Origin of the sequence: Variovorax sp. TBS-050B (assembly GCF_029893635.1) — a bacterium.
Classification (GTDB): domain Bacteria; phylum Pseudomonadota; class Gammaproteobacteria; order Burkholderiales; family Burkholderiaceae_C; genus Variovorax.
This window is the reverse complement of record NZ_JARXYR010000002.1, coordinates 4,286,592-4,310,847: the sequence shown is the minus strand read 5'-3', so window position 1 is coordinate 4,310,847 and position 24,256 is coordinate 4,286,592. Positions and strand designations below refer to the sequence as shown.

Here is a 24,256-nt window from a genome sequence, read left to right as displayed (position 1 = left end):
GCGGCCACAGCCGCACTTCCCCGAGGAACCGCCATGACCGCCGACACGCTCGACCGGGCCCTTGCCGACGCACAGCGCCGCTTCGCCGACGCCAACCCCGCGAGCCGGGCGCAGTTCGAAGCCCAGGCGCGCTACCTGCCGGGCGCCAACACGCGCTCGGTGCTGTTCTATCCGCCGTTCCCGCTCACCATCGCCAGGGGGGAGGGGGCGGCGCTGTGGGATGCGGATGGCCACCGCTATGCCGACTTCATCGCCGAGTACACGGCGGGCGTCTACGGCCACTCGGCGCCCGAGATCCGCGAGGCGGTACGCCAGGCGATGGACGCCGGCATCAACCTCACCGGCCACAACCTGCTCGAAGGCCGGCTCGCGCGGCTCATCTGCGAGCGCTTTCCGCAGATCGAGCAGCTGCGCTTCACCAACTCGGGCACCGAGGCCAACCTGATGGCGCTCACGGCTGCGCTGCATTTCACGAGACGGCGCAGGATCGTGGTGTTCTCGGGCGGCTACCACGGCGGCGTGCTCGGCTTCGGCGATGGCCGGCCGCTGCCCACCACCGTGCCTTTCGACTTCCTCGTGCTGCGCTACAACGACACCGAGGCGGCGCTGGCGCAGATCGCGCAGCACGGCCCGCAGATCGCGGCCGTCCTCGTGGAGCCGATGCAGGGCGCGGCCGGCTGCATCCCCGGGCGGCCCGCGTTCCTGCAGGCGCTGCGTGAGGCGGCCACGCGGGCCGGGGCGCTGCTGATCTTCGACGAGGTCATGACCTCGCGCCTCGGGCCGCAGGGCCTCGCGAACCAGCTCGGCATCCGCGCCGACCTCACCACGCTCGGCAAGTACATCGGCGGCGGCATGTCCTTCGGCGCCTTCGGCGGACGCGCCGACGTGATGGCGCAGTTCGATCCGCGCACCGGGGCGCTCGCGCATTCGGGCACCTTCAACAACAACGTCATGACCATGGCGGCCGGCCATGCGGGGCTGACGAAGCTCTTCACGCCCGAGGCGGCCGGCGCGCTGGCCGAGCGCGGCGCGGCGATGCGCGCGCGGCTGAACGCGCTCGGCGCGGCCGAGGGCGTGGCGCTGCAGTTCACCGGCATCGGCTCGCTGATGAACGCGCATTTCGTGCAGGGCGAGGTGGGCAGCGTGGCCGACCTGGCGGCGGTCGATGCGCGGCTGCGGCAGCTGCTGTTCTTCCATCTGCTGGCCGAGGGCATCTACGCCTCGCCGCGCGGCTTCGTGGTGCTGTCGCTGCCGGTGACCGAGGCCGACATCGACCGCTACGTCGCCGCCGTCGCCAGCTTCATCGCCGACCACCGCGCGCTGCTGCCGAAGGCCGGCTGAGCCGGCTCAGGAGCGGCCGGCCACGCCCAGCAGTTCGTGCAGCCGGGTGCTGGTGGTCGTGTACTGCAGCGGGATCGCCTTGCCCGGGAACACGATCGCCGCGGCACCCCAGGCGGCCAGCGTGGCTTCGTGGAAGCCGCAGACGATCAGCTTCTTCTTGCCGGGGTAGGTGTTGATGTCGCCGACCGCGAACACGCCGGGCTCGCGGGTCTGGTACTTTTCGGTGTCGACCGGCACCTGCTTGCGTTCGAGTTCGAAACCCCAGTCCGCGATCGGCCCGAGCCGCGGCGAGATGCCGAGGCAGGCGACCAGCGCGTCGAGCGGAAGTTCGATCGTCGTGTCCTCGGGCGTGGCGATCCGGAGCGTGCGGCCGTCGAAGGCGCTCGGCTGGCCCACCGCGAAGCCGAGCCTGCCCTCGGCCACGAGCGCGCGCATCGCCGCCACCGTGGCCTCGTCGGCCTGGAAGCCATCGCGCCGGTGCACCAGCGTGACCTCGCGCGCGATGCGCGTGAGGGCGATGGCGGTCTCGAGCGCCGCCTCGTCGCCGCCGTTCACCACCACCGCCTGGCCGGCGAAGCGGTCGAGCGCATCGGGGTGGTAGAAGAGCGTGCGGCCCTCGTGGGCCGCAAGGCCGTCGAGCGCGATGCGCTTCGGCACGAAGGCGCCCACGCCGGCCGCGATGAACACCGTCTTCGCGAGGAAGGACTTGCCGGCCGAGGTAGAGAGCAGCAGCCGCCCGTCGCCCTGGCGCGCGAGCGTTTCGACCTGCTCGCCGAAGTGGAACTGGGGCTTGAAAGGCGCCACCTGCTGCAGCAGCGACTGCGCGAGCTCGCGCCCGCTGGTCACCGGCGTGCCGGGAATGTCGTAGATCGGCTTGTGGCCATAGAGCGCCACGCACTGGCCGCCGGGGGCGGGCTGCGCATCGACGATGTGGCAGGAGATCTCGAGCAGGCCGAGCTGGAAGGCCTGGAACAGCCCGACGGGACCGGCGCCGATGATCAGCGCGTCGGTTTCAATCCGATTCGACATCGGGAAGGCGGGATCGGACTGCCGAACGCAGAAGGCGCGAAGATTCCGCAAAGGACGCAGAAGAAGGCATCAGAAATTTCTTTCGGATTCTTTCGCGTCTTCTGCGAAACCTTCGCGTCCTCTGCGTTCGGAAGCCCGCATTCGGTCTCTCAGCGGACCAGCTCGCCGATCTTGTCGGTCTTGTCTTTCCACTCTTCGGCGTCGGGCAGCGCCGGCTTGCGCTTGGTGATGCTCTTCCAGCCGTCGGCCTGGGCGAGTTCGGCGTTGAGCTTGATGAAGGCGATCTGGTTGGCCGGGAGGTCTTCCTCGGCGTAGATCGCATTGACCGGGCATTCCGGAATGCACACCGCGCAATCGATGCATTCGTCCGGATCGATCACCAGCATGTTGGGGCCTTCGCGGAAGCAGTCCACGGGGCAAACGTCCACGCAGTCGGTGTATTTGCAGCGGATGCAGGCTTCGGAGACGACGTGGGTCATTGGGTGTTCTAACGTCAGTGGTCGGGAAAACCCGGGATTTTAGGCTTTTACGGCGGCCGGCTGCACGAGCACGGCCGCGGCGGTCTTGTGCGAGGCGGTATCGACCAGCACCAGCGACCCCAGCGCGCGCGATTGCGTGAACGGCAGCACCGCGAGCGGCTGCTGCAGCGCGAGCACCACGTCGCCGATGGCATTGGCCTCGAGCTGGCTCGCGGCTTCCGATTCGAGCGTGGTGATGTTCACGCGGTCGACGATGCGCGCCACCTTGGCCTTGACCCAGCGGTGGCCCTGCAGCGCCCAGTAGATGCGGCCCGCCACCAGCGGCTCGTCGTCGAGCCAGGCGACCGTGGCGGTGATCTCGCGCACCGGCTCGAAGGCGCCGGGCGCCAGCAGCCAGTCGCCGCGCGACACGTCGACCTCGCGGTCGAGCACGATGCCGGCGCTGTGGCCCGCATGCACCGCCTTGGGCTGGCGCGTGTGGCTCAGCACCTGGGCCACGGTGGCCGTCTGGTTGCTCGGCAGCACGGTCACGCGCTGGCCGGGCTCCACGTGGCCCGCGGCCACGCGGCCCCAGAACACGCGGCGGCCCTGCGAGGTGTCGGCCGAGGCGGAGAACTTCTCCACCCACTGCACGGGGAAGGCGAAGGGCACGGCCTCGTCCTGCACCGTGACCGGCAGGTCTTCGAGCAGCTCGAGCAGGCTCGGGCCCTCGTAGCCGACCCAGTCGGCGTGGCGCGTGGCCACGTTCCAGCCCTTGAGCGCGGAGATCGGCACGATGGCCGCGACCTTCACGCCCGCGGCTTCGGCGAAGGCCTGGAGCGCGGTCGAGATGCGCTCGAAGGCCAGCCCGGCGTCGGCGATCGCGTCGAGCTTGTTGACCGCGAACACGATGGACTGCACGCGCAGCAGGTGCGTGAGCAGCGTGTGGCGGCGCGTCTGCGGCAGCAGCTCGCGCTTCACCACCGTGCCGTCCTCCACCTCGGCCGCCCAGGCGAGCTTGGTGGCATCGACCAGCACCACGGCGGCGTCGGCGGCCGAGGCGGCCGTGACCATGTTGCGCGTGTACTGCTCATGGCCCGGCGCGTCGCCGATGATGAACTTGCGCTTCGCGGTCGAGAAGTAGCGGTAGGCCACGTCGATCGTGATGCCCTGTTCGCGCTCGGCCGACAGGCCGTCGGTCAGCAGCGCCAGATCGGTCTCGCCGCCGCGCTGCACGCCCGCGAGCTGGTCCTGCAGCACGGTCTTGCTGTCGACCAGCAGGCGGCCGATCAGCGTGCTCTTGCCGTCGTCGACCGAGCCGCAGGTGATGAAGCGCAGGGCGGTGGCGGTGTCGCCGTGGACATCGGCGGGCACGGCGTTGGAAGTGACAGCAGCGTTCATTGAGTGGTTCTCCAATTCGTGGAACACCGCGGAACCGGCTCTGCCGGGCCGCTGGTGTTGCCCCCTTCGAGGGGGTGGGCGTAGCGACACGAAGTGCGCGAAGCCTGGGGGTGGGTCAGAAGTACCCGTCCTTCTTGCGTTTCTCCATGGAGGCTTCGGACGTCATGTCGTCCATGCGCGTCGCGCCGCGCTCGCTCACGTCGACCGAGAGCGTTTCGAGCACCACGTCGTCAGCATCGGCCGCGACGCTCTCGACCGGGCAGGTGGTCGTGATGTCGCCCACGGTGCGGAAGCGCACGTCGCGCGTCTGCACCGTCTCGCCGTCGCGCGCCGGCGTCAGCGGCGTGACCGGCACCAGCAGGCCGCGGCGCTCGACCACCTCGCGCTTGTGGGTGTAGTAGATCGAGGGCAGGCCGACCTGCTCGCGTGCGATGTACTGCCACACGTCGAGCTCGGTCCAGTTCGAGATCGGGAACACGCGGAAGTGCTCCCCGGGCGCGAGGCGGGTGTTGAACAGCGTCCAGAGTTCGGGGCGCTGGTCCTTGGGCTGCCATTGGCCGAAGGCATCGCGGTGCGAGAAGATGCGCTCCTTGGCGCGCGCCTTCTCCTCGTCGCGGCGTGCGCCGCCGATCAGCGCGTCGAAGCGGAACTCCTCGATCGCTTCCAGCAGCGTCACCGACTGGTGCGCGTTGCGCGATTCGCCCGGATGCGCGAGGCGCACGGTGCCGCGCGCCATCGAGTCTTCCACGCTGCGCACGATCAGCTCCGCGCCAAGTTCCTTTGCGCGCTGGTCGCGGTACTCGGTCACTTCGGGGAAGTTGTGGCCGGTGTCGATCATCAGCAGCGGATACGGGATGCGGCCCACGCCGAAGGCCTTCTCGGCGCACTTCAGAAGCACCAGCGAATCCTTGCCGCCCGAGAACAGCAGGGCAGGGCGCTCGAAGGCGGCCGCCACCTCGCGCAGGATGAAGATGGTTTCTTCCTCCAGCGCATCGAGATGCGTGTTGGACAGATGCGCCGGCGGCAGCAGCAGTTCGGTTTCGGTACGGGCGTTCATCGGAGGAGGTGCGTGTGACGAGGGGCGGGCGAGGTCGGCGGCGTTCAGTGGGAGAGATGCAGCCCGCATTCGCGGTTGTCTTCGCCCTTGGTCGGGTCCACGTAGTCGAAGTTGTTCGGCAGGCCGTGCGCTTCGCAATAGGTGTAGAGGTCCTTCGACGACCAGTGCAGCAGCGGCGCCACCTTGATCAGCCCGTCGGGGTTGATGCTGACCGGGTCCATCTGCGCGCGCACAGCGGTGTCGGTGGCGCGCAGCGCGGTGAACCAGACCTCGGGCGCCGTCTCGCGCAGCGCGCGCGCGAAGGGCTCGAGCTTCACCTCCTCGGTGAAGGCGGCATGGCGCGGATCGTCGAGCGCCGGCGTCGGGCCCTCCACCGCCTCGCGGTGCGCGCGCGAACGACGCGGCAGGTAGATGTGCAGGTCCAGGCCCAGCTGCTTCGTGACTTCGTCGGCGAAGCGGTAGGTGGCCTCGGTGTTGTAGCCGTTGTCCATCCAGATCACGGGCACGTCGGGCCTGGCGCGCGTGACCATGTGCAGGATCACGGCCTCGAAGGGCCGGAAGTTGGTCGTCACGATGGCCTTGCGGCCCAGGCCGATGGCCCAGTCCACCAGGCCTTCGGCATTGCGGCCGAGCTCGGCGTTGATGCGTGCGAGGTCGATGCTCATGCTTCGGCGCCTTCGCGCTTGAAGAGCGGCGCGGGCGTGACCGCATCGCCCTGGTAGAAGGCCGCGAAGCGGTCGAACTGGCGCTGCGCGTCGGAGGCGTCCACGCCTTCCTTGAGCACCGCGCTCGAGAAGCCCGTGCGCTCCATCTGCACCAGCTGGTCGATCAGCACGTCGCCGGTGGCGCGGATGTCGCCCTTGAAGCCGAGCCGGCGGCGCAGCAGGAAGGCCTGGCTGTAGGCGCGCCCGTCGGTGAACTTCGGAAAGTGCAGGTCGATGCGCTCGATGTCCTCGAGGCAGACCTCGATCGCGAGCGGGTCGGCGTCGTTGGGCAGCTGCAGCACCTTCGGATCGCCGTCGTCGACGTGTTCCTCGGCGGACAGGATGTTGAGCTTGCGGTTCATGCTGCTTCCTCCATCTTGAAGCGCGCACCGTTGGCGGCGGCCTTGAACGGGTCGTGGCCGACGCGGCGCAGCGTGTCGATGAAGTTCTCGCCGCTCTCGCGGGTGTCGCGGTAGGTCGTGAGCACGGCCTCGATCACGCCCGGCACTTCGGCCGCCGAGAACGAGGGGCCGACCACCTTGCCGGCCACCGCCGGTCCGCCCAGGTCGGAGCCGTCGGCGCCGCCGAGCGTGACCTGGTACCACTCCTTGCCGTCCTTGTCGACGCCGAGGATGCCGATGTGGCCGCTGTGGTGGTGGCCGCACGAATTGATGCAGCCGCTGATGTGCAGGTCGATCTCGCCCAGGTCGTCGAGCTCGTCGAGGTCCTGGTAGCGCTCGGTGATCGCCTCGGCGATCGGAATGGAGCGCGCGTTGGCGAGCGCGCAGAAGTCGCCGCCAGGGCAGGCGATCATGTCGGTCAGGAGATGCACGTTGGCGCTCGCGAAGCCGGCCGCGCGCGCGGCGAGCCACAGCGCATGCAGGTCTTCGGCATGCACCCAGGGCAGCACGATGTTCTGGTCGTGCGTGACGCGGGCTTCACCGGCCGAGAAGCGGTCGGCCAGCACCGCGATGGTGTCGAGCTGGTCGGCCGAGGCGTCGCCGGGCGCCTGCTTCAGGCGCTTGAACGACAGCGTCACCGCGCGCAGCGCGGGGTTCTTGTGCGGCGCGACGTTGCGCGCGAGCCAGCGTGCGAACTGCACGTCGTCGGCGGCATGGGCGCGCAGCTCGGCATCGGTCTTCTCGGCGCTCTGCAGCACGCGGGTGGCGAGCGTGGGCGGCACGAAGGACGCGGCCACGCGGTCGAACTCCTGCTGCGTGATCGTGTGCGGCGCACCGTCGTGCTCGATGATCTGCCTGTATTCCGCCTCGACGTCGTCGATGTAGCGCTGGCCTTCGGCCTTCACCAGGATCTTGATGCGCGCCTTGTAGATGTTGTCGCGGCGGCCGTAGCGGTTGTAGACCCGGATCACGGCCTCGAGGTAGTTCATGATCTGCTGCCACGGCAGGAACTCGCGCAGCACCGTGCCGACGATCGGCGTGCGGCCCATGCCGCCGCCCACCTGCACGCGGAAGCCGATCTCGCCGGCCTCGTTCTTGACGAGCTTCAGGCCCACGTCGTGCCAGCCGGTGGCGGCGCGGTCTTCCTTGGCGCCCGTGATCGCGATCTTGAACTTGCGCGGCAGGAAGGCGAACTCGGGATGCAGCGTGCTCCACTGGCGCATGATCTCGGCGTAGGGGCGCGGATCGGCCACCTCGTCGACCGCAATGCCGGCGCGCTCGTCGCTCGTGATGTTGCGGATGCAGTTGCCGCTGGTCTGGATGCCGTGCATGTCGACCGAGGCGAGCAGGTCCATCACGTCGGCCGACTTGGACAGCGGAATCCAGTTGTACTGGACGTTCTGGCGCGTGGTGAAGTGGGCGTAGTGAGTGGGCAGCTTCTGGCTGCCGAGCTTGCCCTGGGTCTCGACGGCCTTGCGGTAGACCTCGGCTTCGGGCTCGTCGTACTCGCGCGCGATCTTCGCCAGCACGCGGATCTGGCGGCTCGACAGCTCGCCGTAGGGCACGGCCACGCGCAGCATCGGCGCGTAGCGCTGCACGTACCAGCCGTTCTGCAGCCGCAGCGGGCGGAACTCGTCCTCGGGCAGCTTGCCCTTCTGCCAGCGTTCGAGCTGGTCGCGGTACTGGGCCGCACGCAGGCGGACGAACTGGCGGTCGAATTCTGTGTATTGGTACATCGTGTGAGTTCTTGATGAGAAGTGCGGTGCCGCACGATCAACGGGGCGCCCCAGCAGCAAGAAGCCGAGATTCTGAAAGTTCGGCTTATGGGATCAAACTATTTTTTGGTTCGGGCTTTATGCGGATAAGCTTATTCGCCAGTGTTCATGCGGGTTTGCGGGGGTTTTGGGGTTGTTTTTGGATAAGGGAAGGTCGGTTTTTTTTTGGCGCTGTTTGGGGTTTGTTTTCCGGGGCCGGGTCTCGCCCCGGCGGGCGACTCACTTTCTTTGCTTCGCCAAAGAAAGTAAGCAAAGAAAGGCGACCCCCGCTGTCTGCGACCCCTTCGCTGCGCTACGGGGCAACCTGCGGTGCTCGCGTTTCGCGGGGTCTCGCAGAACTCGCTTCGCTCAAACAGCTGCGAGCCCTGATCCGCGAAACACTCCGCTCCTCGGCGCAGCCAGAGGGGGAGGGAAACGGACGGGCCATCGCTTCGCTCGGCCCCAAACACAAGCGCGCACGCTGCGCGTGCGCGCGTTGCTGGCCGAGCGAAGCGATGGCCCGGCTGGGCTCCCCCTCCCTTCTGGCTGTGCCGAGGAGCGGAGATGGAGGCGGGATCAGGGCCGCAGCTGTCTGAGCGCAGCGCAGCGGAGCGAGTTCTGCGGACCCCCGCCGGAGTCGAGCACCGCAGGTTGCCCGCAGCGAAGCGGAGGGACACAGACAGTAGGGTCGCCTTTTCTTTGCTTACTTTCTTTTGGCGAAGCAAAAGAAAGTGAGTCGCCCGCCGGGGCGAGACCCGGCCCCCGCCCCCAAACAAATCAGCGCAACATAGAAGACATCGCCGAACAACAGTTCAGCATCCGCACAGCGGCCTCGACCGAGGGAGCATCGAAGCGCAGCGTGACCCCGTCGACGCGCTCGAACGCCGGCCACTGACAGAACAGATCCGCCAGCGCCGCCGTCTGCACCCGCAGCGTGACCGTCTGCGCCCCCGCGAAGACCAGCGGCTTCGCAGCCCGCGCCTCGACCCCACGCTTCGCGCCGTCGCGGATCGCAAGCCGCGCCTTCTCAGGCGACAGCGAAACGCCGCTGGTGTTGCCGGTCGCGCGCTTGGTCTCGACGAACACGGCCCCGGGGAACAGCGCGCGGTTCTCGTCGATGAACACGTCGTCGCCGCTCGCCATCACCACCGGCACCCCGTACTCGCCCGCGAGCGCGCCATAGAGCCCGGCCTCGCCGAGCTCCTGGCCGCCGAGCGACACGCTGGCGAAGGCGAAGCTGTTGATCGTGTGCGCGAGGATGCCGCGTCCCTGCGCGCGCGAGTGGTAGCCGACCATGCAGACGGCCTCCACGCCTTCTTCCTCCACGCCCGCCACCATGCTCAGGTAGCGCGGCTTGCCCTGCACCACGCGGGCGCGCGGATCGAGCACGTCGGGCGGCATGTTGCGGAAGCCGCCGTGCGAATCGTTCACCAGCACCTCGGTCGCGCCCGCGTCGAAGGCGCCGGCGATCGCGGCGTTGGCCTCGTGCGCCATCAAGAGGCGCGCGCGCTCGAACTCGGGGTTGCCGGGGCGCACCTGCTCGGGGTGGTAGACGCCTGCGACGCCTTCGATGTCGGTGGAGATCAGGACTTTCATGGCACAGCGTTCCGGAACAGATCAGGCAAGAAGGGAAGGGGACAGCAGGTCGCGCAGCGCGGCGCGGTGGTGGCCGTCGCGCCCGGTCACGGGTTCGGCGCGCCACAGCGCATGCAGGATCGCCTGCTCGGCGCCGTCGGCCGCGGCCTGGAACAGGCCGTCGAGCCGGGTCTCGTGCAGCATCGCCACGGCCGGCATCGCGCGCTCGGCGCGATCGGGCACGGTGTAGGCGGTGGAGAAGGCGAGCACGATGTCGCCGCTGCCGTGGCCGAACACGGAGCCCGTGCGCGCGAGCCCAGCGCCGGCGCGCAGCGCGAGCCGGCGCAGCTGGCGCGCGTCGAGCGGTGCGTCGGTCGCGACGACGATGATGATCGAGCCCTTCTCGGTCTCCGGCGCCGCCGGCGCGCTCAGCGCGGCAAGCCGCGCGCCCAGCGCATGCCCCGCGAGCCGGAGCTCGGGCTGGCGGCCGTAGTTCGCGAGCACCAGCGTGCCCACGGTGTGCGAGGCGGCGCCGTCGCCCGGCACGATGCGCGAGGCGCTGCCGATGCCGCCCTTGAGCTGGAAGCTCGACATGCCGCGGCCCGCGCCGACCGCGCCCTGTGCGAAATCGGCATCCGCATCAGCCAGCGCGTGCAGGTAGTCGTCTTCGCGCACCGCGAGGCGCTGGATGTCGTTGAGATAGCCGTCGTTGCACTCGAACACCAGCGGGTTCACGGTGGGCAGCGCGCGGCCGGTCTCCGGGTTGGCGGCAATGCAGGCGCGGATCTGCGCCGCGGCCACCGTGCCGACCGAGAAGGTGTTGGTCAGCGCGACCGGCGTTTCGAGCACGCCGAGTTCCTCGAGCTGCACCAGGCCCACGCTCTTGCCGAAGCCGTTGAGCACCACGGCCGCGGCCGGCACCTTGTCGCGGAACGGATCGCCGGCATGCGGGCGGATCACGGTCACGCCGGTCTGCACCGGCCCGTCGGCGAGCGTGCGGTGGCCCACCGTGACACCCGCGACGTCGCTGATCGCGTCGCGCGGGCCGGCGCGCAGGCTGCCGACGAGGGGCAGCGGGGCGGGCGTGTGCGCGGCGCTCACTGCCGGTCGATCTTCGGATCGAGCGCGTCGCGCAGCGCGTCGCCGAGCAGGTTGAAGGCGAGCACGGTGAAGAAGATCGCGAGGCTCGGGAACAGCGCCACGTGCGGCGAGGTCACCATGTCGGCGCGCGCCTCGTTGAGCATCGCGCCCCATTCGGGCGTCGGCGGCTGCGCGCCCATGCCGAGGAACGAAAGGCTCGCGGCCGTGATGATCGAGGTGCCCACGCGCATCGAGAAATACACCACGATCGACGAGATCGTGCCCGGCAGGATGTGGCGCACGATGATGGTCCAGTCGGAGGCGCCGATGCTGCGCTCGGCCTCGATGTAGGTCTGCTGCTTGAGCACCAGCGTGTTGCCGCGCACCAGCCGCGCGAAGGCCGGCACGCTGAACACCGACACCGCCACCACCACGTTGGTCATGCTGCTGCCGAGGATGGCGACCACGCCGAGCGCGAGCAGGATGCCGGGGAAGGCGAACAGCACGTCCGAGATGCGCATGACGATGCGGTCCCACCAGCCTTCATAGTAGCCCGCGAGCAGGCCGAAGGTGGTGCCGACGATGCCGCCCACGAGCACCGAGAGGAAGCCGGCCATCAGCGAGATCCGCGTGCCCGCGAGGATGCGGCTGAAGATGTCGCGCCCGAGCGGATCGACGCCGAACCAGTGCGTTGCCGAGGGGCCGGTGTTCAGCATGTCGTAGTCGAAGTAGTTCTCGGGATCGAAGGGCACGATCCAGGGCGCGAACACCGCGACGAACACCAGCAGCAGCACGAAGAGCGCGGCGACGATGCCCACCGGCTGGTTCTTGAAGCGGCGCCAGCATTCGCCCCAGGGCGTGCGGACCTTGCCCGCGGTCTGCACTGCGTGGGCCGGCGCTGTTGCGGGCGTGTCGTTGGCGGTGGCTTGAGTCATGGGGGTCATTCGAGCGGGCCCTTTCGCGGGACACCGCGGAACCGGCTTGGCCGGGCCGCCGGTGTCGCCCCCGGCGAGGGGGGAGGAGAAGCGACACGAAGTGCGCGGAGCCTGGGGGAGGTCATTTGTACCGGATGGTGGGATTGATGAAGCCGTAGAGCACGTCGACGATCAGGTTGATCAGGATGAATTCGAGCGAGAACAGCAGCACCAGCGTCTGGATCACCGGGTAGTCGCGCATCTGCACCGCATCGACCAGCAGGCGGCCGAGGCCGGGCCAGTTGAACACCGCCTCCACGAGAATCGAGCCGCCGAGCAGGAAGCCGAACTGCAGGCCCATCATCGTGACCACCGGGATCAGCGCATTGCGCAGGCAGTGCTTGATGATCACCACGCGCTCGCGCACGCCCTTGGCGCGCGCGGTGCGCACGAAGTCCTCCTGGATCACCTCGACGAAGGAGGCGCGCGTGAAGCGGGCCATCACCGCGGCCACCGCGGCGCCCAGCGTGATCGAGGGCAGGATGTAGTGCTTCCAGGTGCCGGCGCCCACCGTGGGCAGCCAGCCGAGCTGGACCGAGAAGATCTGCATCAGCAGCATGCCGAGTGCATAATGCGGGAAAGGAGATGCCGGAGACGGCCAGCGTCATGCCGAGCCGGTCGGGCCAGCGGTTGCGGAACACCGCCGAGACGATGCCGATGCCCATGCCGAAGATCACTGCCCACACCATGCTGGTGATGGTCAGCATCACCGTCGGGAAGAAGCGCTCCGAGATCTCGGTCGCCACCGGGCGGCGCGTGCGGATCGAGGTGCCGAAGTCGCCCTGCAGCATGTGGGTGAAGAAGCTCGCGAACTGCTGCGGCAGCGGCTTGTCGAGGCCGAGCTCAGCGCGGACCATGGCCACGGTCTGCTCGTCGGCGTCCTGCCCGGCGGCCAGGCGCGCCGGATCGCCGGGAAGCATGTGGACGAACAGGAACACCAGCACCGCCACGATGAGCAGTGTGGGGATCAGGCCCAGCAGTCGTTTGAGGAAGTAATTCAGCATGGCTTGCAAAAACAGTCAGCACCTCATGCGGGAGACACCGCGGAACCGGCTCGGCCGGGCCGCTGGTGTCGCCCCCGGCGAGGGGGTTGGCGTAGCGACACGAAGTGCGCGAAGCCTGGGGGGGCGCTCAATTTGTCGAAATGGCGTCGATGTTGATGTTGCCGTCAGGCATCACGTGCACGCCCGACAGACGCTTGGCGTGCGCCGACAGGTTCTGCTCGGTCACCATCGGCACGCGCGGCAGGTCCTTGCGGATCTGTTCCTGCGCGGTCTTGTAGAGCGCGGCCTTTTCAGCGTCGTCCACCGTCACCAGTGCCTTGGCGAGCGCGTTGTCGACCACTTCGTTCTTGTAGAACGACATGTTGTTGAGCTTCGGCGCCCAGGCTTCAGAGGCGAACAGCGGGCGCAGGCCCCAGTCGGCTTCGCCGGTCGACGAGGACCAGCCGGTGTAGTACATGCGCACCTTGGCGGTCTTCGGATCGGGCCACGAATCCACCATCTCGGCACGCTGGCCCACTTCGAGCGCCTGCACCTGCAGCTTGATGCCGATCTGCGCGAGCTGCTGCTGCACGAACTGGATCGTCTTCTGGCTCGTGGTGTTGTTGTAGGCGCTCCAGAGCACGGACTCGAAGCCGTCGGGGTAGCCGGCTTCCTTCATCAGCTCCTTGGCCTTCTTCACGTCGTACGGAATGGGCGCCATCTTCTCGGCGTATTTCACGCCCTGCGGCAACACGCCCTGCGCGGGGAAGGCGTAGCCGCCGAAGGCCACCTTCGCGAGCGCTTCCTTGTTGATGGCGTAGCCGATGGCTTCGCGCACCTTCGGGTTGTCGTACGGCTTCTGCAGCATGTTGAAGGCCAGGAAGCGCGTGATGATCGAGGGCGTCGCCACCACTTCGAGCTTGTCGCTCTTCTTCAGCAGCTCGGCCTGCTCGTAGGGGATCGGGAAGGCGAAGTCGGCTTCGCCGGTCTGCAGCATCGCGGCGCGCGTGTTGTTCTCGAGCACCGGCTTCCACTGCACCGTGTCGACCTTCGGGAAGCCCTTCTTCCAGTAGCCGTCGAACTTCTTGGCCTTGACCGCTTCGGTCTGCTTCCATTCGACGAACTCGAAGGGGCCGGTGCCCACGGGATGGAAGGCGATGTCCTTGTTGCCCCACTTCTTGAGCGCGGTGGGCGAGATCATCGCGGCCGATGCATGGGCCAGCGAGTTGATGAAGGGGCCGAAGGGCTCCTTCAGCGTGATGCGCACGGTGGTCGGGTTCACCGCTTCGACCTTGCTCACGCGGTTGAACTGGTTGTAGCGCAGCAGCTTGTTGTCCTGGTTCAGCACGCGGTCGAGCGTGAACTTCACCGCTTCGGCGTTGAAGTCGGTGCCGTCGTGGAACTTCACGCCCGAGCGCAGCTTGATGGTGTAGACCAGGCCGTCCTTCGAGACTTCGTAGCTCTCGGCGAGCACGTTCTGCACCTTCAGGTCCTTGTCGAACTGGAACAGGCCTTCGTAGAAGGTCTTGGTCACCGCGGTGGTGATGGTGGTGTTGGTGTTGTACGGGTCCAGCGTTTCCGGCTGGTAGCCGATGGACAGCACCACGTCTTTGGCGGCCAGCGCCGTGCCCGAGGCCGCGAGTGCGGCCAGGCCCAGCAGTGCGGATGCCCAGCGCAGGGAGGAAGAGGATGGCTTCATGGAAGAACTCCAGTCGGTTCGTGGAAAAAAGCAGGCGTTAAAAAAACCTGCGGGTGAAAAATCAGGCGAAAGCGCCGCCGATGGCATGGCGCGCGACGAAATGCCCCGGCGCCACCTGCACCAGCGGCGGCACCTCGGGCTCGTCGCCGACCGCGCGGATCGGGCTCGGGATCTCGCCTTCGAGCAGTGCGCGCTGCAGGTGCCGGCGCGATGGGTCGGCCACGGGCACGGCGGCCATCAGCTTGCGCGTGTAGGGATGCTGCGGCGCCTCGAACACCGCGCGGCGCGGGCCGATCTCCACGATCTGCCCGAGGTACATCACGGCCACGCGGTGGCTGATGCGCTCGACCACGGCCATGTCGTGCGAGATGAAGAGGAAGGCCACGCCGAGTTCGCGCTGCAGGTCGAGCATCAGGTTCACGATCTGCGCCTGGATCGAGACGTCGAGCGCCGACACCGATTCGTCGGCCACCACCACCTTGGGGTTGAGCGCGAGCGCGCGTGCGATCGCGATGCGCTGGCGCTGGCCGCCCGAGAACTCGTGCGGATAGCGCTGCGCCACCTCGGGCGGCAGGCCCACCTTCTGCAGCAGCCAGTCGACGCGCTGCTGCGCCTCGGCGCCACGGGCGATGCCGTGGATCAGCAGCGGTTCCATGATCGAGAAGCCCACCGTCACGCGCGGATCGAGCGAGGCGAACGGGTCCTGGAAGATGAACTGGATGTTCCGGCGCAGCGCCTGCAGCTCGCGCGTGGGCAGCTCGCGGATGTTGCGGCCGCCGAACTCGATCGCGCCGCTCTGGCTCTCGACCAGGCGCAGCAGCGAGCGGCCCGTGGTCGACTTGCCGCAGCCCGATTCGCCCACCAGCGCGAGCGTCTCGCCCGGGTAGAGGTCGAAGCTGATCTTCTCGACCGCATGCACGCGGCGCTTGACGCGGCCGAAGATGCCGCTGCGCACGTCGAAGCGCGTGACGAGGTCGCGCACGCGCAGGATCGGGCCGGCCTCGGCGCGCACGGTGTCGTGCGGCGCGGCCTCGGCGCGCGGCGTGGCGTCGGACGCGGCTTCGGTGCGGAGGAGCTCGAACTTGGCCGGCAGGTCGGTGCCCTGCATCGCGCCGAGCTTGGGCACGGCCGACAGCAGTGCGCGGGTGTAGGGATGCTGCGGCGCCGCGAATACGGCGTCGGCGCTGCCGGCCTCGACCTTGTCGCCGCGGTACATCACGAGCACGCGATCGGCGATCTCGGCCACCACGCCCATGTCGTGCGTGATGAAGAGCACGCCCATGCGCATCTCCTTCTGCAGCTCGCGGATCAGCTGCAGGATCTGCGCCTGGATCGTCACGTCGAGCGCGGTGGTGGGCTCGTCGGCGATCAGCAGCTGCGGCTTGCACGACAGCGCCATCGCGATCATCACGCGCTGGCGCATGCCGCCCGAGAGCTGGTGCGGGAAGCGGTCGAGCACGTTGCGCGCCTCGGGGATGCGCACCAGTTCGAGCATGCGCAGCGCCTCGGCGCGCGCAGCCGCATTCGACTTGCCCTGGTGGATGCGGATCGCCTCGGCGATCTGGTCGCCGGCCGTGAACACCGGGTTCAGCGAGGTCATCGGCTCCTGGAAGATCATCGCGATGTCGGCGCCGCGGATGTTGCGCATCTCGGCGTCGCGCGCCTGGGCGAGGTCGAGCACCTCGCCGCTGCGGCGGCGGAAGGCCATGCGCCCGTCGAGGATGCGGCCGCCGCCGTGTTCCACCAGGCGCATCAGCGCGAGCGAGGTGACCGACTTGCCCGAGCCCGATTCGCCCACCACCGCGAGCGTCTCGCCGTGGTCGACGTGGAAGGAGAGTTTCTTGACCGCATCGACCGTGCGTTCGGAGGTCGAGAAGCGCACGGTGAGGTCGTCGACGGCGAGAACGCGGCCGTCCGGCAGGGCGAGGGCAGGGGTGGACATGGTTGCGAGAGGAAAAGGGGCTGCGCTCAGGCGAAGATGGCGGTGACGGGGGCTTCGTCGCCGCGCGCGTGGCCGCGGTACATGCCTTCGGTGTTGAAGGCCAGGCTCAGGTTGCCGTCGCGGTCGATGGCGATCAGGCCGCCGGTGCCGCCGATGGCGGGCAGCGACTGCCGCACCACCGCGTGGGTGGCGGCCTCGAGCGTGGCGCCGCCGTAGGCCATGCGTGCGCACACGTCGTATGCGGCCGCGACGCGGATGAACATTTCGCCGCTGCCGGTGCAGGAGATGGCGGCGGTGCGGTCGTCGGCATAGGTGCCCGCACCGATCAGCGGCGAATCGCCGATGCGGCCGACGCGCTTGTTGGTCATGCCGCCGGTCGAGGTGGCGGCCGCGAGGTGGCCGTGCACGTCGAGCGCGACCGCGCCGACGGTGCCGAACTTCCTGTCCTCGTCGAGCGGCGCGGCGGCCGCAGCGGCCATCGCGGCGCCTTCATGGTCGACGACCACGCGGCCGGTGTCGCGCACGCGGTGGAGCTGCTGGCGGCGCGCCTCGGTCGAGAAGAACGAGGGCTCGACCATCTCCAGCCCGCGCTCGCGCGCAAAGGCCTCGGCGCCGGCGCCCGCGAGCAGCACGTGCGCGCCGTCTTCCAGCACCGCGCGCGCCGCGCGCACCGGGCGCCGGATGCGGCACACGCCCGCCACCGCGCCGGCCGCGAGCGTGGCGCCGTCCATCACGGCGGCGTCGAGCTCGTGCGTCTCGTCGTGCGTGAAGACCGCGCCGTGGCCGGCGTTGAAGAGCGGGCATTCCTCGAGCAGCTCGACCGCGCGGCAGGCCGCGTCGAGCGCCGATGCGCCCGCAAGCAGCAGCGCCTGCGCCGCGCGCACGATGCCGTCGAGCGCATCGAGGTAGGCCTGCGCCTGCGCCGGGCTCGTGGTGGCGGCGCTGATGGTGCCGGCACCGCCATGGATGGCGATGACGGGGATTCGGTTCGTCATGAAGCGGCTTTCTTTTTCTTGCGGCGCTTGCCCGCGGGGGCGGCGCTCGCGGCGGTGGCGGGCAGTTCGCCGCGCACGGGGCCCTGGCCGCCATGCAGCCACGGCCGCACGGCCTGCAGGATGCGGCTCGCGGACTGCACCGCGCCGGGCGCGCGCAGCGCCACCGCGCTGGTCAGCGCCTCGATCAGCGCGAGCACGCTGGTCTCGCAGTTGGGGCGGTAGCTGGTTTCGGTCTGGCAGTAGAGCACCACGTCGGCCAGCGGCGCGACCGGCGAGCTCGGGCGGTCGGTCAGCGCGAGCAGCGCGCAGCCCTGGCCCTTGGCGATCCGCGCCAGCGCCACCGTGTCGGTGAGGTAGCGCGGAAAGGTCAGCGCGATGCACAGGTCCTGCGGTCCCGCATGCGTGAGCGTGCGCGCCGCATGCGTGACCCCGCTCACGCTGGAGAGCAGCCGCACGTCGTTGCAGCTGCCGTCGAGCCCATGCTGCAGCAGGCCCGCGAGCCAGGCGCTGGCGCCGAAGCCCGCGATGTAGATCGAGCGCGCCTTGCCGATGCGTTCCACCGCGGCCTCGCAGGCGGCGTGGTCCAGCGTCTGGCGCGTGGCCTCGATGTTGCGCCGGCTCTCGTCGAGCGCGGTGGCGAACACCTCGGCCACCGTGCTCGGCCGCTCGAGGTTGCCGCGCAGCCGCTCGACCGGCGCCACCAGCGACTCGAAGCCGCGCACGAGCTCGGCGCGGAAGGTGGCGTAGCCGTCGAAGTCGAGCGCCCGCGCGAAGCGGTTGGCCGTGGCCACGGACACGCCCACGGCCGCCGCGAGTTCGTCGATCGGCAGCGTCGCGACCTGCAGCGGATGCTCGAGCACGTAGTCGGCCACCTGCCGGTGCGAGCGCGTGAGCCGCGGCAGCGATTGCGCGATGCGCTGGGCCACCGTGGTGCCGGTGGTGTCGACGTTGGTGCCGTTCATTCCGCGATGGTGCACCCATGGGGTGCGGTTGTGACAATGGATTTTCAAATATAAGACAAAAAAGAAAAATTTTTGTCATTTTGAGTCGAAAGGGTGCAAATTCCGGGCCAGGGCGTCGGGGCCCGCGGGCGAGGGCCTCCCTTATGCTGCGCGGACGGTGACGGCGTGGATGCCGTGGCCGCCACCAAGGAGCTCCCGTGTTCTCCCATGTCTTCACGAGCGTCGGCGACTTCGACCGCGCATTCGGCTTCTACGGCGCCCTGATGGAAGGCCTCGGCTTCGAACTGCGCTTCTGCGAGCCGGAGAAGCCGTGGGCCGGCTGGCATGGCGCAGGCGGCGCGCGGCCCTTGTTCGTCATCTGCAGGCCCTACGACGGCCAGCCGCACCACCCGGGCAACGGCCAGATGGTCGCCTTCACCGCGGCGTCCAGGGAGCGGGTGCGCGCATGCCATGAAATCGCGCTGAAGCACGGCGGAACCTGCGAGGGCCCGCCGGGGCTTCGGCCGCACTACCACGCGAACTACTACGGCGCGTACTTCCGCGATCCGGACGGCAACAAGCTCTGCGTGGTCTGCCATGACGCGGAGGGGCAAGGCGCGTGAGTGCGAGCGGCGATCGGCGCACAGGACCCGGTCGCGCCGACGCCGGCGCCGAGCCGTTGGAGCCCGAGCTCGAGCGGCGGCTCGTCGCGATGGTCCGTTCGTCGCCGGCGTTGATGACGGCACTCGCCGCGGTGCGCTCCCTCGCGCTGGATGCGTGGTGCATCGGCGCCGGGGCCGTGCGGTCGCTGGTGTGGGACCGCTTGCACGGCTTCGCGCAGCCCTCGACCTTGGACGACGTCGACGTCGTGTACTTCGACGAGACCGCCGGCGCCGGCGACGATGCCTGCCTCGAAAGCCGCCTCCGTGGGCTGATGCCGGGCGTGCGTTGGGAAGTCACGAACCAGGCCACCGTCCATCACTGGTTTGCCGCGGAACTCGGGCAGATCGTCGCGCCCTTGCGCTCGCTGGAAGAGGGCGTCGCCACCTGGCCCGAGTTCGCGACCTGCGTCGGCGTGCGGCTGGGCGCAGACGATGCGATCGAGGTCATCGCGCCGCATGGGCTCGGCGACCTGTTCGGCCTGCGCGTGCGGCACAACCCCGCGCGGGCGAGCGCGGCGACCTACCGGCAGCGCGTGGCGTCGAAGCGTTTTGCCGAGCGGTGGCCGCGGCTGTCGATCGACGCGGCGTGCGGCATTGCTCAAAGCCGATGCATCAGCTCCGCCACATAGTTGGTGCGCGTGTGCGGCACGTCCACCACGTCCACGCAGTCGGGGCGGCGGAAATAGATGATCAGGTACGGGTACGTCGACAGCGCCCACGAGCGCAAGCCGGGCATGTCGAGTTCGGCTTCGAGGCGCGGGGAACCCGCATCGGGGTTTCGCTTGAGCAGCGCGTAGGCGTCCTGGAGTTCGTCCACGAAGCCCCTGGCCGCGCTCGGCGCCTGCATGGTGATGGCGTAGTACCGGATGGCGGCCTCGATCTGCATCCTCGCGCGGGGACGCACGAGAAACCGCGTGACGCCCTTCAAGCCCTGGTCGCTTTCTTCTTCTTTTGGGTGGCGGGGGCCGGTGGGCGCCGCGTTCCGGGCGCAGCCGACTTCGTGCCCGCCGTTTCAGCGCGCGCGATCTCGGCACGCAGATCATCGAAATGCGTTGCCGTCCATTCCTCGGCCGCGCCCGATTCCAGGCCGGCAAGAACGGCGGCCCGAAACTGCTCACGGGCCAGGTCGCGGCGAATGAGGTCGCGCATGTATTCGCTGGCGTTGCCGTAGCGGCGATCGGCGACCTGCGCGTCCACGAAGGCCTTCATTTCGGCCGGCAGGGAAATGTTCATCGTCGTCATGCGGTTCACTGTATCGCACGATGGCAATCTTTGCCATTCACGCTGGTGCCTCGCCGTCGCCCTTCATCGGCACACCGAGAACCCACCCGTCTCCAGATGCAGATGATCCCGGTGCGCCGCGTTGTATTCGGGCCCGAGCACGCCGTCGAAGAAGCGGCAGCCGCCTCGGTGCGCATCGCGCAGCAGCCGCGCGGCGGGGTCGTTCGCGTCGGCCTGGGCTGACCAGTCCCGCCGCACGCTGATCCGCCGCCCGTTGGCGAGCGTGAATCCGGCGACGTCGAGCGCATCGGCGGTCGCATGCCGGCTGCGCGAGGCGCCCGGCACCGCGCCTTCGCCGCGGTTGATGTTGCGGCAGGCATAGCTGCCGAGGTGCTCGATTGCGCGCACCGGCTGGTCGAAATGCCGCCGCGCGGCGGGCTGCAGCGCATGCCGCTCCCACATGAAGAACGACAGCGCCATCGGGCAGCTCAGCGAGGGCGCGCTGCCGAGCTGCACGCCCCCGGCGTCGCGCAGGCGCACCGCATTCTCGAAGCCGCAGCCCGGCCCGGTGACGCGGTCGGGCAGGCGGTCGTACGCCATGCCGGTGCGCGCCAGCGCCGCGAAGCAGCGCGCGGGGTCGCGCTTCGCGCGTGCGAGCTTGAAGCCCGTGAGCCAGCCGGGCTCGGCCGCGAGGTCGAGCGGTGCCCAGGGGTTGAAGCGCTCGGGGATCGCGATGGCGCCGCTTGCCATCGCCCAGGCGAGCGCGGCCAGCGCGGCAGCGCAGAGGCCGGCGCCGAGCCATCGGGCGCGGCGCGACGAGGAGGCGGGAGGGCGGTCGGACACGTGGGCTGTCGGCGGAGGTTGCGTCGAGGTCGAGCCTGCCGTGGCCGCGAAGGTGCGCTCGTAGGCCGATGCCGCGCGGGCGGCCTCAGCCCGGCGTGAGCCCGAGCACCCAGCGCTTGAAGTGCTCGAGCGCGGCCGAGGCCGTGCGGCCTTCGGGATGGGCGAAGTAGTAGCCCTGGCGCACCTCGAGGTGGCGGTCGGTCGGCACCACCAGCTCGCCGGTGCGCAGCTCGCGCTCGACCAGGATGCGCGGCGCGAGGCCCACGCCCATGCCCGCGGCGGCCGCGGCGGTGACCATGGTGAAAAGCTCGTAGCGCGGTCCGCGCGAGGCGTTCACGGTGTAGTCCCAGCCCTGCTGCGCGTACCAGTCGCGCCACGCGTGGGCGCGCGTGCCCAGGTGCACGTGGCGGCAGCGCGCGAAGGCGGCTTCGTCCCAGGGCGCGTTCGCGTCGCGGAAGGCCGGGCTGCACACGGGCACCATCTCGCCCTCGGCGAAGATGAGGCCGCCCTCGGTGCCGGGCCAGAACTGTTCGCCGAAGTAGATCGCCGCGTCGTAGGCGTTCTCCTGGAACGAGAAGGGCTGCGAGCGCGACCAGAGGTTGACCGTGATGTTCGGATGCAGGCGGCTGAACGCGGGCAGCCGCGGGATCAGCCACTGCGTCGCGAAGGTGGGCACCACGGCGACTTCGAGCACGAAGCCCATGTCGTGGCCCGCGCTGATCTCGAGCGTGTCGCGCCGGATCTGGTCGAGGTGGCGGCGGATGCGCGCGGCGTATTCGCGGCCGGTGTCGGTGAGCGTGAGGCGCCGCCGCACGCGCGAGAACAGCGGCACGCCCAGGCGCTGCTCGAGCATGGCGACCTGCCGGCCGACGGCGCTTTGCGTGAGCGCGAGTTCGGCCGCCGCGCGCGTGAAGCTCCCCAGCCGCGCCGAGGCCTCGAAGGCCTGCAGCGCGCCGAGGTTGGGAATGTCTTTTCTCATCGGTGGCGCTATTCTGCTCGGTCATCCCATGGCAGCGCGCACGAGCGAGAAGGGCACATCATGCGTCGGGTGGTCATCATCGGCGGCGGCGCCATCGGCTCCGCGATCGCCTGCTTCCTGAGCTGCGGCTCGCCCGGCGACGAGCCGCTCGCGGTCACAGTGGTGGAGCGCGACTTCTCGTACCGCCAGGCCTCGTCGGCGCTCTCGGCCAGCTCCATCCGCCAGCAGTTCTCGACCGCCGTCAACATCCGCATGTCGCGCTACGGCATCGACTTCTTTCGGCAGATCGGCGAGCACCTGCGCATCGGCGACGAGGTGCCCGACATCGGCCTCGTCGAGCCCGGCTACCTCTACCTCGCATCGGCCGCGGGCGCCGACGTGCTGCGCGAGAACCACGCGCTGCAGCAGGCCGAAGGCGTGGACGTGGCGCTGCTCGCGCCGACCGAACTGCAGGCGCGCTTCCCGTGGCTTTCGACCGAGGGCGTGGCGCTCGGCTCGCTCGGCCTTTCGGGCGAAGGCTGGTACGACGGCTACAGCGTGCTGCAGGCCTTCCGGCGCAAGGCCGCGGCGCAGGGCGTGCGCTACCTGCAGGCAAGCGCGACGGGGCTGCGGCTCGAGGGACGGACCGTGACCGGCGTGCAGCTCGAAGGCGGCGAGACGCTCGATGCCGACGTGGTGGTCAACGCCGCGGGCGCCTGGGCCGCGAAGGTCGCGGACTGGGCCGGCATCGCGCTGCCGGTGCGCGGGCGCTGCCGCAGCGTGTTCAGCTTCTCCTGCCCCGAGCGGCTGCCGGGCTGCCCGCTCGTGATCGACACCTCGGGCATCTGGCTGCGGCCCGAAGGGCGGCAGTTCATCTGCGGCTTCGCGCCGCCCGAGGACCATGACGCGGACGACGCGCCGCTCGAGGTCGACCACGCGGCCTTCGAAAGCTTCGTCTGGCCCACGCTGGCCGCGCGCGTGCCGGCGTTCGAGGCGGTCCGCATGACCGGCGCCTGGGCCGGCTACTACGAGATGAACCTGTTCGACCACAACGCGATCCTCGGCCTGCACCCGGACTGCGCCAACCTGTACTTCGCCAACGGCTTCTCGGGTCATGGCCTGCAGCAGTGTCCCGCGGTGGGGCGCGGGCTGGCGGAGCTGATCCGCTTCGGCGAGTACCGCAGCCTCGACTTGTCGGCGCTGTCGTTCGCGCGCGTGCGCGAGAACCGGCCGCTGGTTGAGAAGAACGTGATCTGACGCCACGCCAGTGGTGGCCGGGCTCGATGCCGGGCTCGTGCGCATCGCCTGAGCCGTCGCCAGCGGCTCAGCTGTCGCGCTTGGTCACCACCACGGCCGCTTCGAGGCTTTCGAAGGCATCGGCATCGCCGTACCAGCTGCCCGAGATCGGCGCCGCCTGCGCCGGATCGCGCGAGACCGCCACGCGGATCAGCTGGCCGCTGCCCATGAGGTTGTTGGTCGGGTCGAAGGCGAGCCAGCCGGCGCCCGGCAGGTAGGCGTGCAGCCACGCATGCGTGGTGCCGGCGCCGGTCATCGATTCGCCCTGCGCGCGCGCGGCGGTGTCGAGCGCGGCGTCGTAGAGGTAGCCCGAGACGAAGCGCGTGGCAATGCCCAGGCGCCGCGCGGCCTCCATCATCAGCAGCGCGTAGTCGCGGCAGCTGCCGCTGCCGAGCGCGAGCGTCTGCAGCGGCGTCTGCGTGCCTTCCTCGTCGCGTGCCTTGTACTCGAGGCTCTGGCCGATGTGCGCGTTCATGCGCGTGAGCACTTCGCGCGTGCTGTTGGGCTTGTCGCTGTGCAGGAACTGGTGGGCCCAGCGGATCAGCGTGCCGGCATCGTCGTCGTCGTGGTGCGGGCGCAGGTAGTGCTCGAGGTCGAGCCGCTCCTGCACCGAATACGCGAAGGGCAGGAACTCGGCCGCCGGATCGAGTGTGAGCTGGTCCTGCGGCGCGGGCACGTGTTCGATGGTGAAGGAACAGACGATGCGCAGTTCGGTCGCTTCGCCGAGCGGCTGCACGAGCGCGACCGAATTGGAGTGTGGGTCCTGGATCAGCCGCATCGCCGCCTCGGGGCTCACCTGCAGGTCGGTGGCGAGCACGCGCAGGTCGTGGCTGTCGCGCGGGCGGAACATCACCCGGTGCAGCCCGAAGCTCACGGGCTTCCTGTAGCGGTAGACGGTGGTGTGCGTGATGTCGTAGTGGATGGCCATGGGCCGCATTGTCC

At 69.4% G+C, this 24,256-nt stretch carries 23 protein-coding genes and 1 pseudogene; 4 read left to right on the top strand and 20 right to left on the bottom strand.

The window, feature by feature from the left end; all coding sequences use genetic code 11:
* Positions 1-33: 33 nt before the first annotated feature.
* A complete protein-coding gene (locus tag M2165_RS23035) occupies positions 34-1,341 on the top strand; it encodes an aminotransferase class III-fold pyridoxal phosphate-dependent enzyme (RefSeq protein ID WP_280816895.1) in 1,308 nt (435 codons plus the stop codon).
* Positions 1,342-1,347: 6 nt separating this feature from the next.
* Here the strand turns inward: M2165_RS23035 and M2165_RS23030 are convergent, their stop codons facing one another.
* The 15 genes and pseudogenes from M2165_RS23030 to M2165_RS22960 all read right to left on the bottom strand — a co-directional run bounded on the left by M2165_RS23030 (position 1,348) and on the right by M2165_RS22960 (position 18,355).
* On the bottom strand, positions 1,348-2,370 hold the full coding sequence (locus tag M2165_RS23030; RefSeq protein WP_280816894.1) for an NAD(P)/FAD-dependent oxidoreductase: 1,023 nt from the start codon (positions 2,368-2,370) through the stop codon (positions 1,348-1,350).
* Positions 2,371-2,519: 149 nt separating this feature from the next.
* Positions 2,520-2,849 (bottom strand): ferredoxin FdxA, encoded by a 330-nt coding sequence (fdxA, locus tag M2165_RS23025; protein ID WP_280816893.1) that lies wholly within the window; start codon positions 2,847-2,849, stop codon positions 2,520-2,522.
* A 39-nt stretch (positions 2,850-2,888) separates the two neighbouring features.
* Positions 2,889-4,229, bottom strand: a complete 1,341-nt coding sequence (locus tag M2165_RS23020; protein WP_280816892.1) for a GTP-binding protein — start codon at positions 4,227-4,229, stop codon at positions 2,889-2,891.
* Positions 4,230-4,344: 115 nt separating this feature from the next.
* Positions 4,345-5,286 (bottom strand): sulfate adenylyltransferase subunit CysD, encoded by a 942-nt coding sequence (gene cysD, locus M2165_RS23015; protein ID WP_280816891.1) that lies wholly within the window; start codon positions 5,284-5,286, stop codon positions 4,345-4,347.
* Positions 5,287-5,330: 44 nt separating this feature from the next.
* The gene (locus M2165_RS23010; protein WP_280816890.1) at positions 5,331-5,951 is read right to left on the bottom strand and encodes a phosphoadenosine phosphosulfate reductase family protein; all 621 of its coding nucleotides are present in this window, start codon (positions 5,949-5,951) and stop codon (positions 5,331-5,333) included.
* A complete protein-coding gene (locus tag M2165_RS23005; protein ID WP_280816889.1) occupies positions 5,948-6,352 on the bottom strand; it encodes a DUF934 domain-containing protein in 405 nt (134 codons plus the stop codon). Before M2165_RS23005 ends, M2165_RS23010 begins: the two co-directional genes overlap by 4 nt.
* The gene (locus M2165_RS23000) at positions 6,349-8,127 is read right to left on the bottom strand and encodes a nitrite/sulfite reductase (RefSeq protein WP_280816888.1); all 1,779 of its coding nucleotides are present in this window, start codon (positions 8,125-8,127) and stop codon (positions 6,349-6,351) included. The genes M2165_RS23005 and M2165_RS23000 overlap by 4 nt, the downstream gene beginning before the upstream one ends.
* Positions 8,128-8,922: 795 nt before the next feature.
* Complete coding sequence (locus tag M2165_RS22995) at positions 8,923-9,741, bottom strand: M55 family metallopeptidase (protein WP_280816887.1); 819 nt, start codon at positions 9,739-9,741, stop codon at positions 8,923-8,925.
* A gap of 21 nt (positions 9,742-9,762) precedes the next feature.
* Positions 9,763-10,821, bottom strand: a complete 1,059-nt coding sequence (locus tag M2165_RS22990; RefSeq protein ID WP_280816886.1) for a P1 family peptidase — start codon at positions 10,819-10,821, stop codon at positions 9,763-9,765.
* On the bottom strand, positions 10,818-11,735 hold the full coding sequence (gene gsiD, locus M2165_RS22985; protein WP_280816885.1) for a glutathione ABC transporter permease GsiD: 918 nt from the start codon (positions 11,733-11,735) through the stop codon (positions 10,818-10,820). Before gsiD ends, M2165_RS22990 begins: the two co-directional genes overlap by 4 nt.
* Positions 11,736-11,856: 121 nt before the next feature.
* Positions 11,857-12,778: pseudogene (gene gsiC, locus M2165_RS22980) on the bottom strand (glutathione ABC transporter permease GsiC).
* A gap of 127 nt (positions 12,779-12,905) precedes the next feature.
* Positions 12,906-14,456: a glutathione ABC transporter substrate-binding protein GsiB gene (gsiB, locus tag M2165_RS22975; RefSeq protein WP_280816884.1), complete on the bottom strand. Its 1,551-nt coding sequence runs from the start codon at positions 14,454-14,456 to the stop codon at positions 12,906-12,908.
* A 61-nt stretch (positions 14,457-14,517) separates the two neighbouring features.
* On the bottom strand, positions 14,518-16,398 hold the full coding sequence (locus tag M2165_RS22970; protein ID WP_280816883.1) for a dipeptide ABC transporter ATP-binding protein: 1,881 nt from the start codon (positions 16,396-16,398) through the stop codon (positions 14,518-14,520).
* 26 nt (positions 16,399-16,424) lie between these two features.
* On the bottom strand, positions 16,425-17,393 hold the full coding sequence (locus M2165_RS22965) for an isoaspartyl peptidase/L-asparaginase (RefSeq protein ID WP_280816882.1): 969 nt from the start codon (positions 17,391-17,393) through the stop codon (positions 16,425-16,427).
* Positions 17,390-18,355, bottom strand: coding sequence for a MurR/RpiR family transcriptional regulator (locus M2165_RS22960; RefSeq protein WP_280816881.1), 966 nt, complete (start codon positions 18,353-18,355; stop codon positions 17,390-17,392). The genes M2165_RS22965 and M2165_RS22960 overlap by 4 nt, the downstream gene beginning before the upstream one ends.
* Positions 18,356-18,552: 197 nt before the next feature.
* On the opposite strand from M2165_RS22960, the gene M2165_RS22955 reads away from it, so the two are divergent.
* Together M2165_RS22955 and M2165_RS22950 are read left to right on the top strand one after the other, a co-directional pair.
* Positions 18,553-18,957, top strand: a complete 405-nt coding sequence (locus M2165_RS22955; RefSeq protein ID WP_280816880.1) for a VOC family protein — start codon at positions 18,553-18,555, stop codon at positions 18,955-18,957.
* Between the two features lie 89 nt (positions 18,958-19,046).
* Entirely contained in the window at positions 19,047-19,625 is a 579-nt protein-coding gene (locus tag M2165_RS22950; protein WP_280817604.1) for a nucleotidyltransferase family protein, read from the top strand.
* On the opposite strand, the gene M2165_RS22945 is transcribed toward M2165_RS22950, so the two are convergent.
* The 4 genes from M2165_RS22945 to M2165_RS22930 form a co-directional block, all read right to left on the bottom strand.
* A complete protein-coding gene (locus M2165_RS22945) occupies positions 19,595-19,900 on the bottom strand; it encodes a type II toxin-antitoxin system RelE/ParE family toxin (protein ID WP_280816879.1) in 306 nt (101 codons plus the stop codon). The two genes, M2165_RS22950 and M2165_RS22945, sit on opposite strands and share 31 nt — an antisense overlap.
* 20 nt (positions 19,901-19,920) lie before the next feature.
* A complete protein-coding gene (locus M2165_RS22940; protein ID WP_280816878.1) occupies positions 19,921-20,238 on the bottom strand; it encodes a type II toxin-antitoxin system ParD family antitoxin in 318 nt (105 codons plus the stop codon).
* Positions 20,239-20,301: 63 nt separating this feature from the next.
* Positions 20,302-21,060 carry an extensin family protein gene (locus M2165_RS22935; RefSeq protein ID WP_280816877.1) on the bottom strand — a complete coding sequence of 253 codons (759 nt, stop codon included), beginning with the start codon at positions 21,058-21,060 and terminating at the stop codon, positions 20,302-20,304.
* Between the two features lie 85 nt (positions 21,061-21,145).
* Positions 21,146-22,039: a LysR substrate-binding domain-containing protein gene (locus M2165_RS22930; protein ID WP_280816876.1), complete on the bottom strand. Its 894-nt coding sequence runs from the start codon at positions 22,037-22,039 to the stop codon at positions 21,146-21,148.
* A gap of 60 nt (positions 22,040-22,099) precedes the next feature.
* On the opposite strand from M2165_RS22930, the gene M2165_RS22925 reads away from it, so the two are divergent.
* Complete coding sequence (locus M2165_RS22925; protein ID WP_280816875.1) at positions 22,100-23,275, top strand: FAD-binding oxidoreductase; 1,176 nt, start codon at positions 22,100-22,102, stop codon at positions 23,273-23,275.
* A 67-nt stretch (positions 23,276-23,342) separates the two neighbouring features.
* On the opposite strand, the gene M2165_RS22920 is transcribed toward M2165_RS22925, so the two are convergent.
* Complete coding sequence (locus M2165_RS22920; RefSeq protein ID WP_280816874.1) at positions 23,343-24,242, bottom strand: transglutaminase family protein; 900 nt, start codon at positions 24,240-24,242, stop codon at positions 23,343-23,345.
* Between the last annotated feature and the right edge of the window lie 14 nt (positions 24,243-24,256).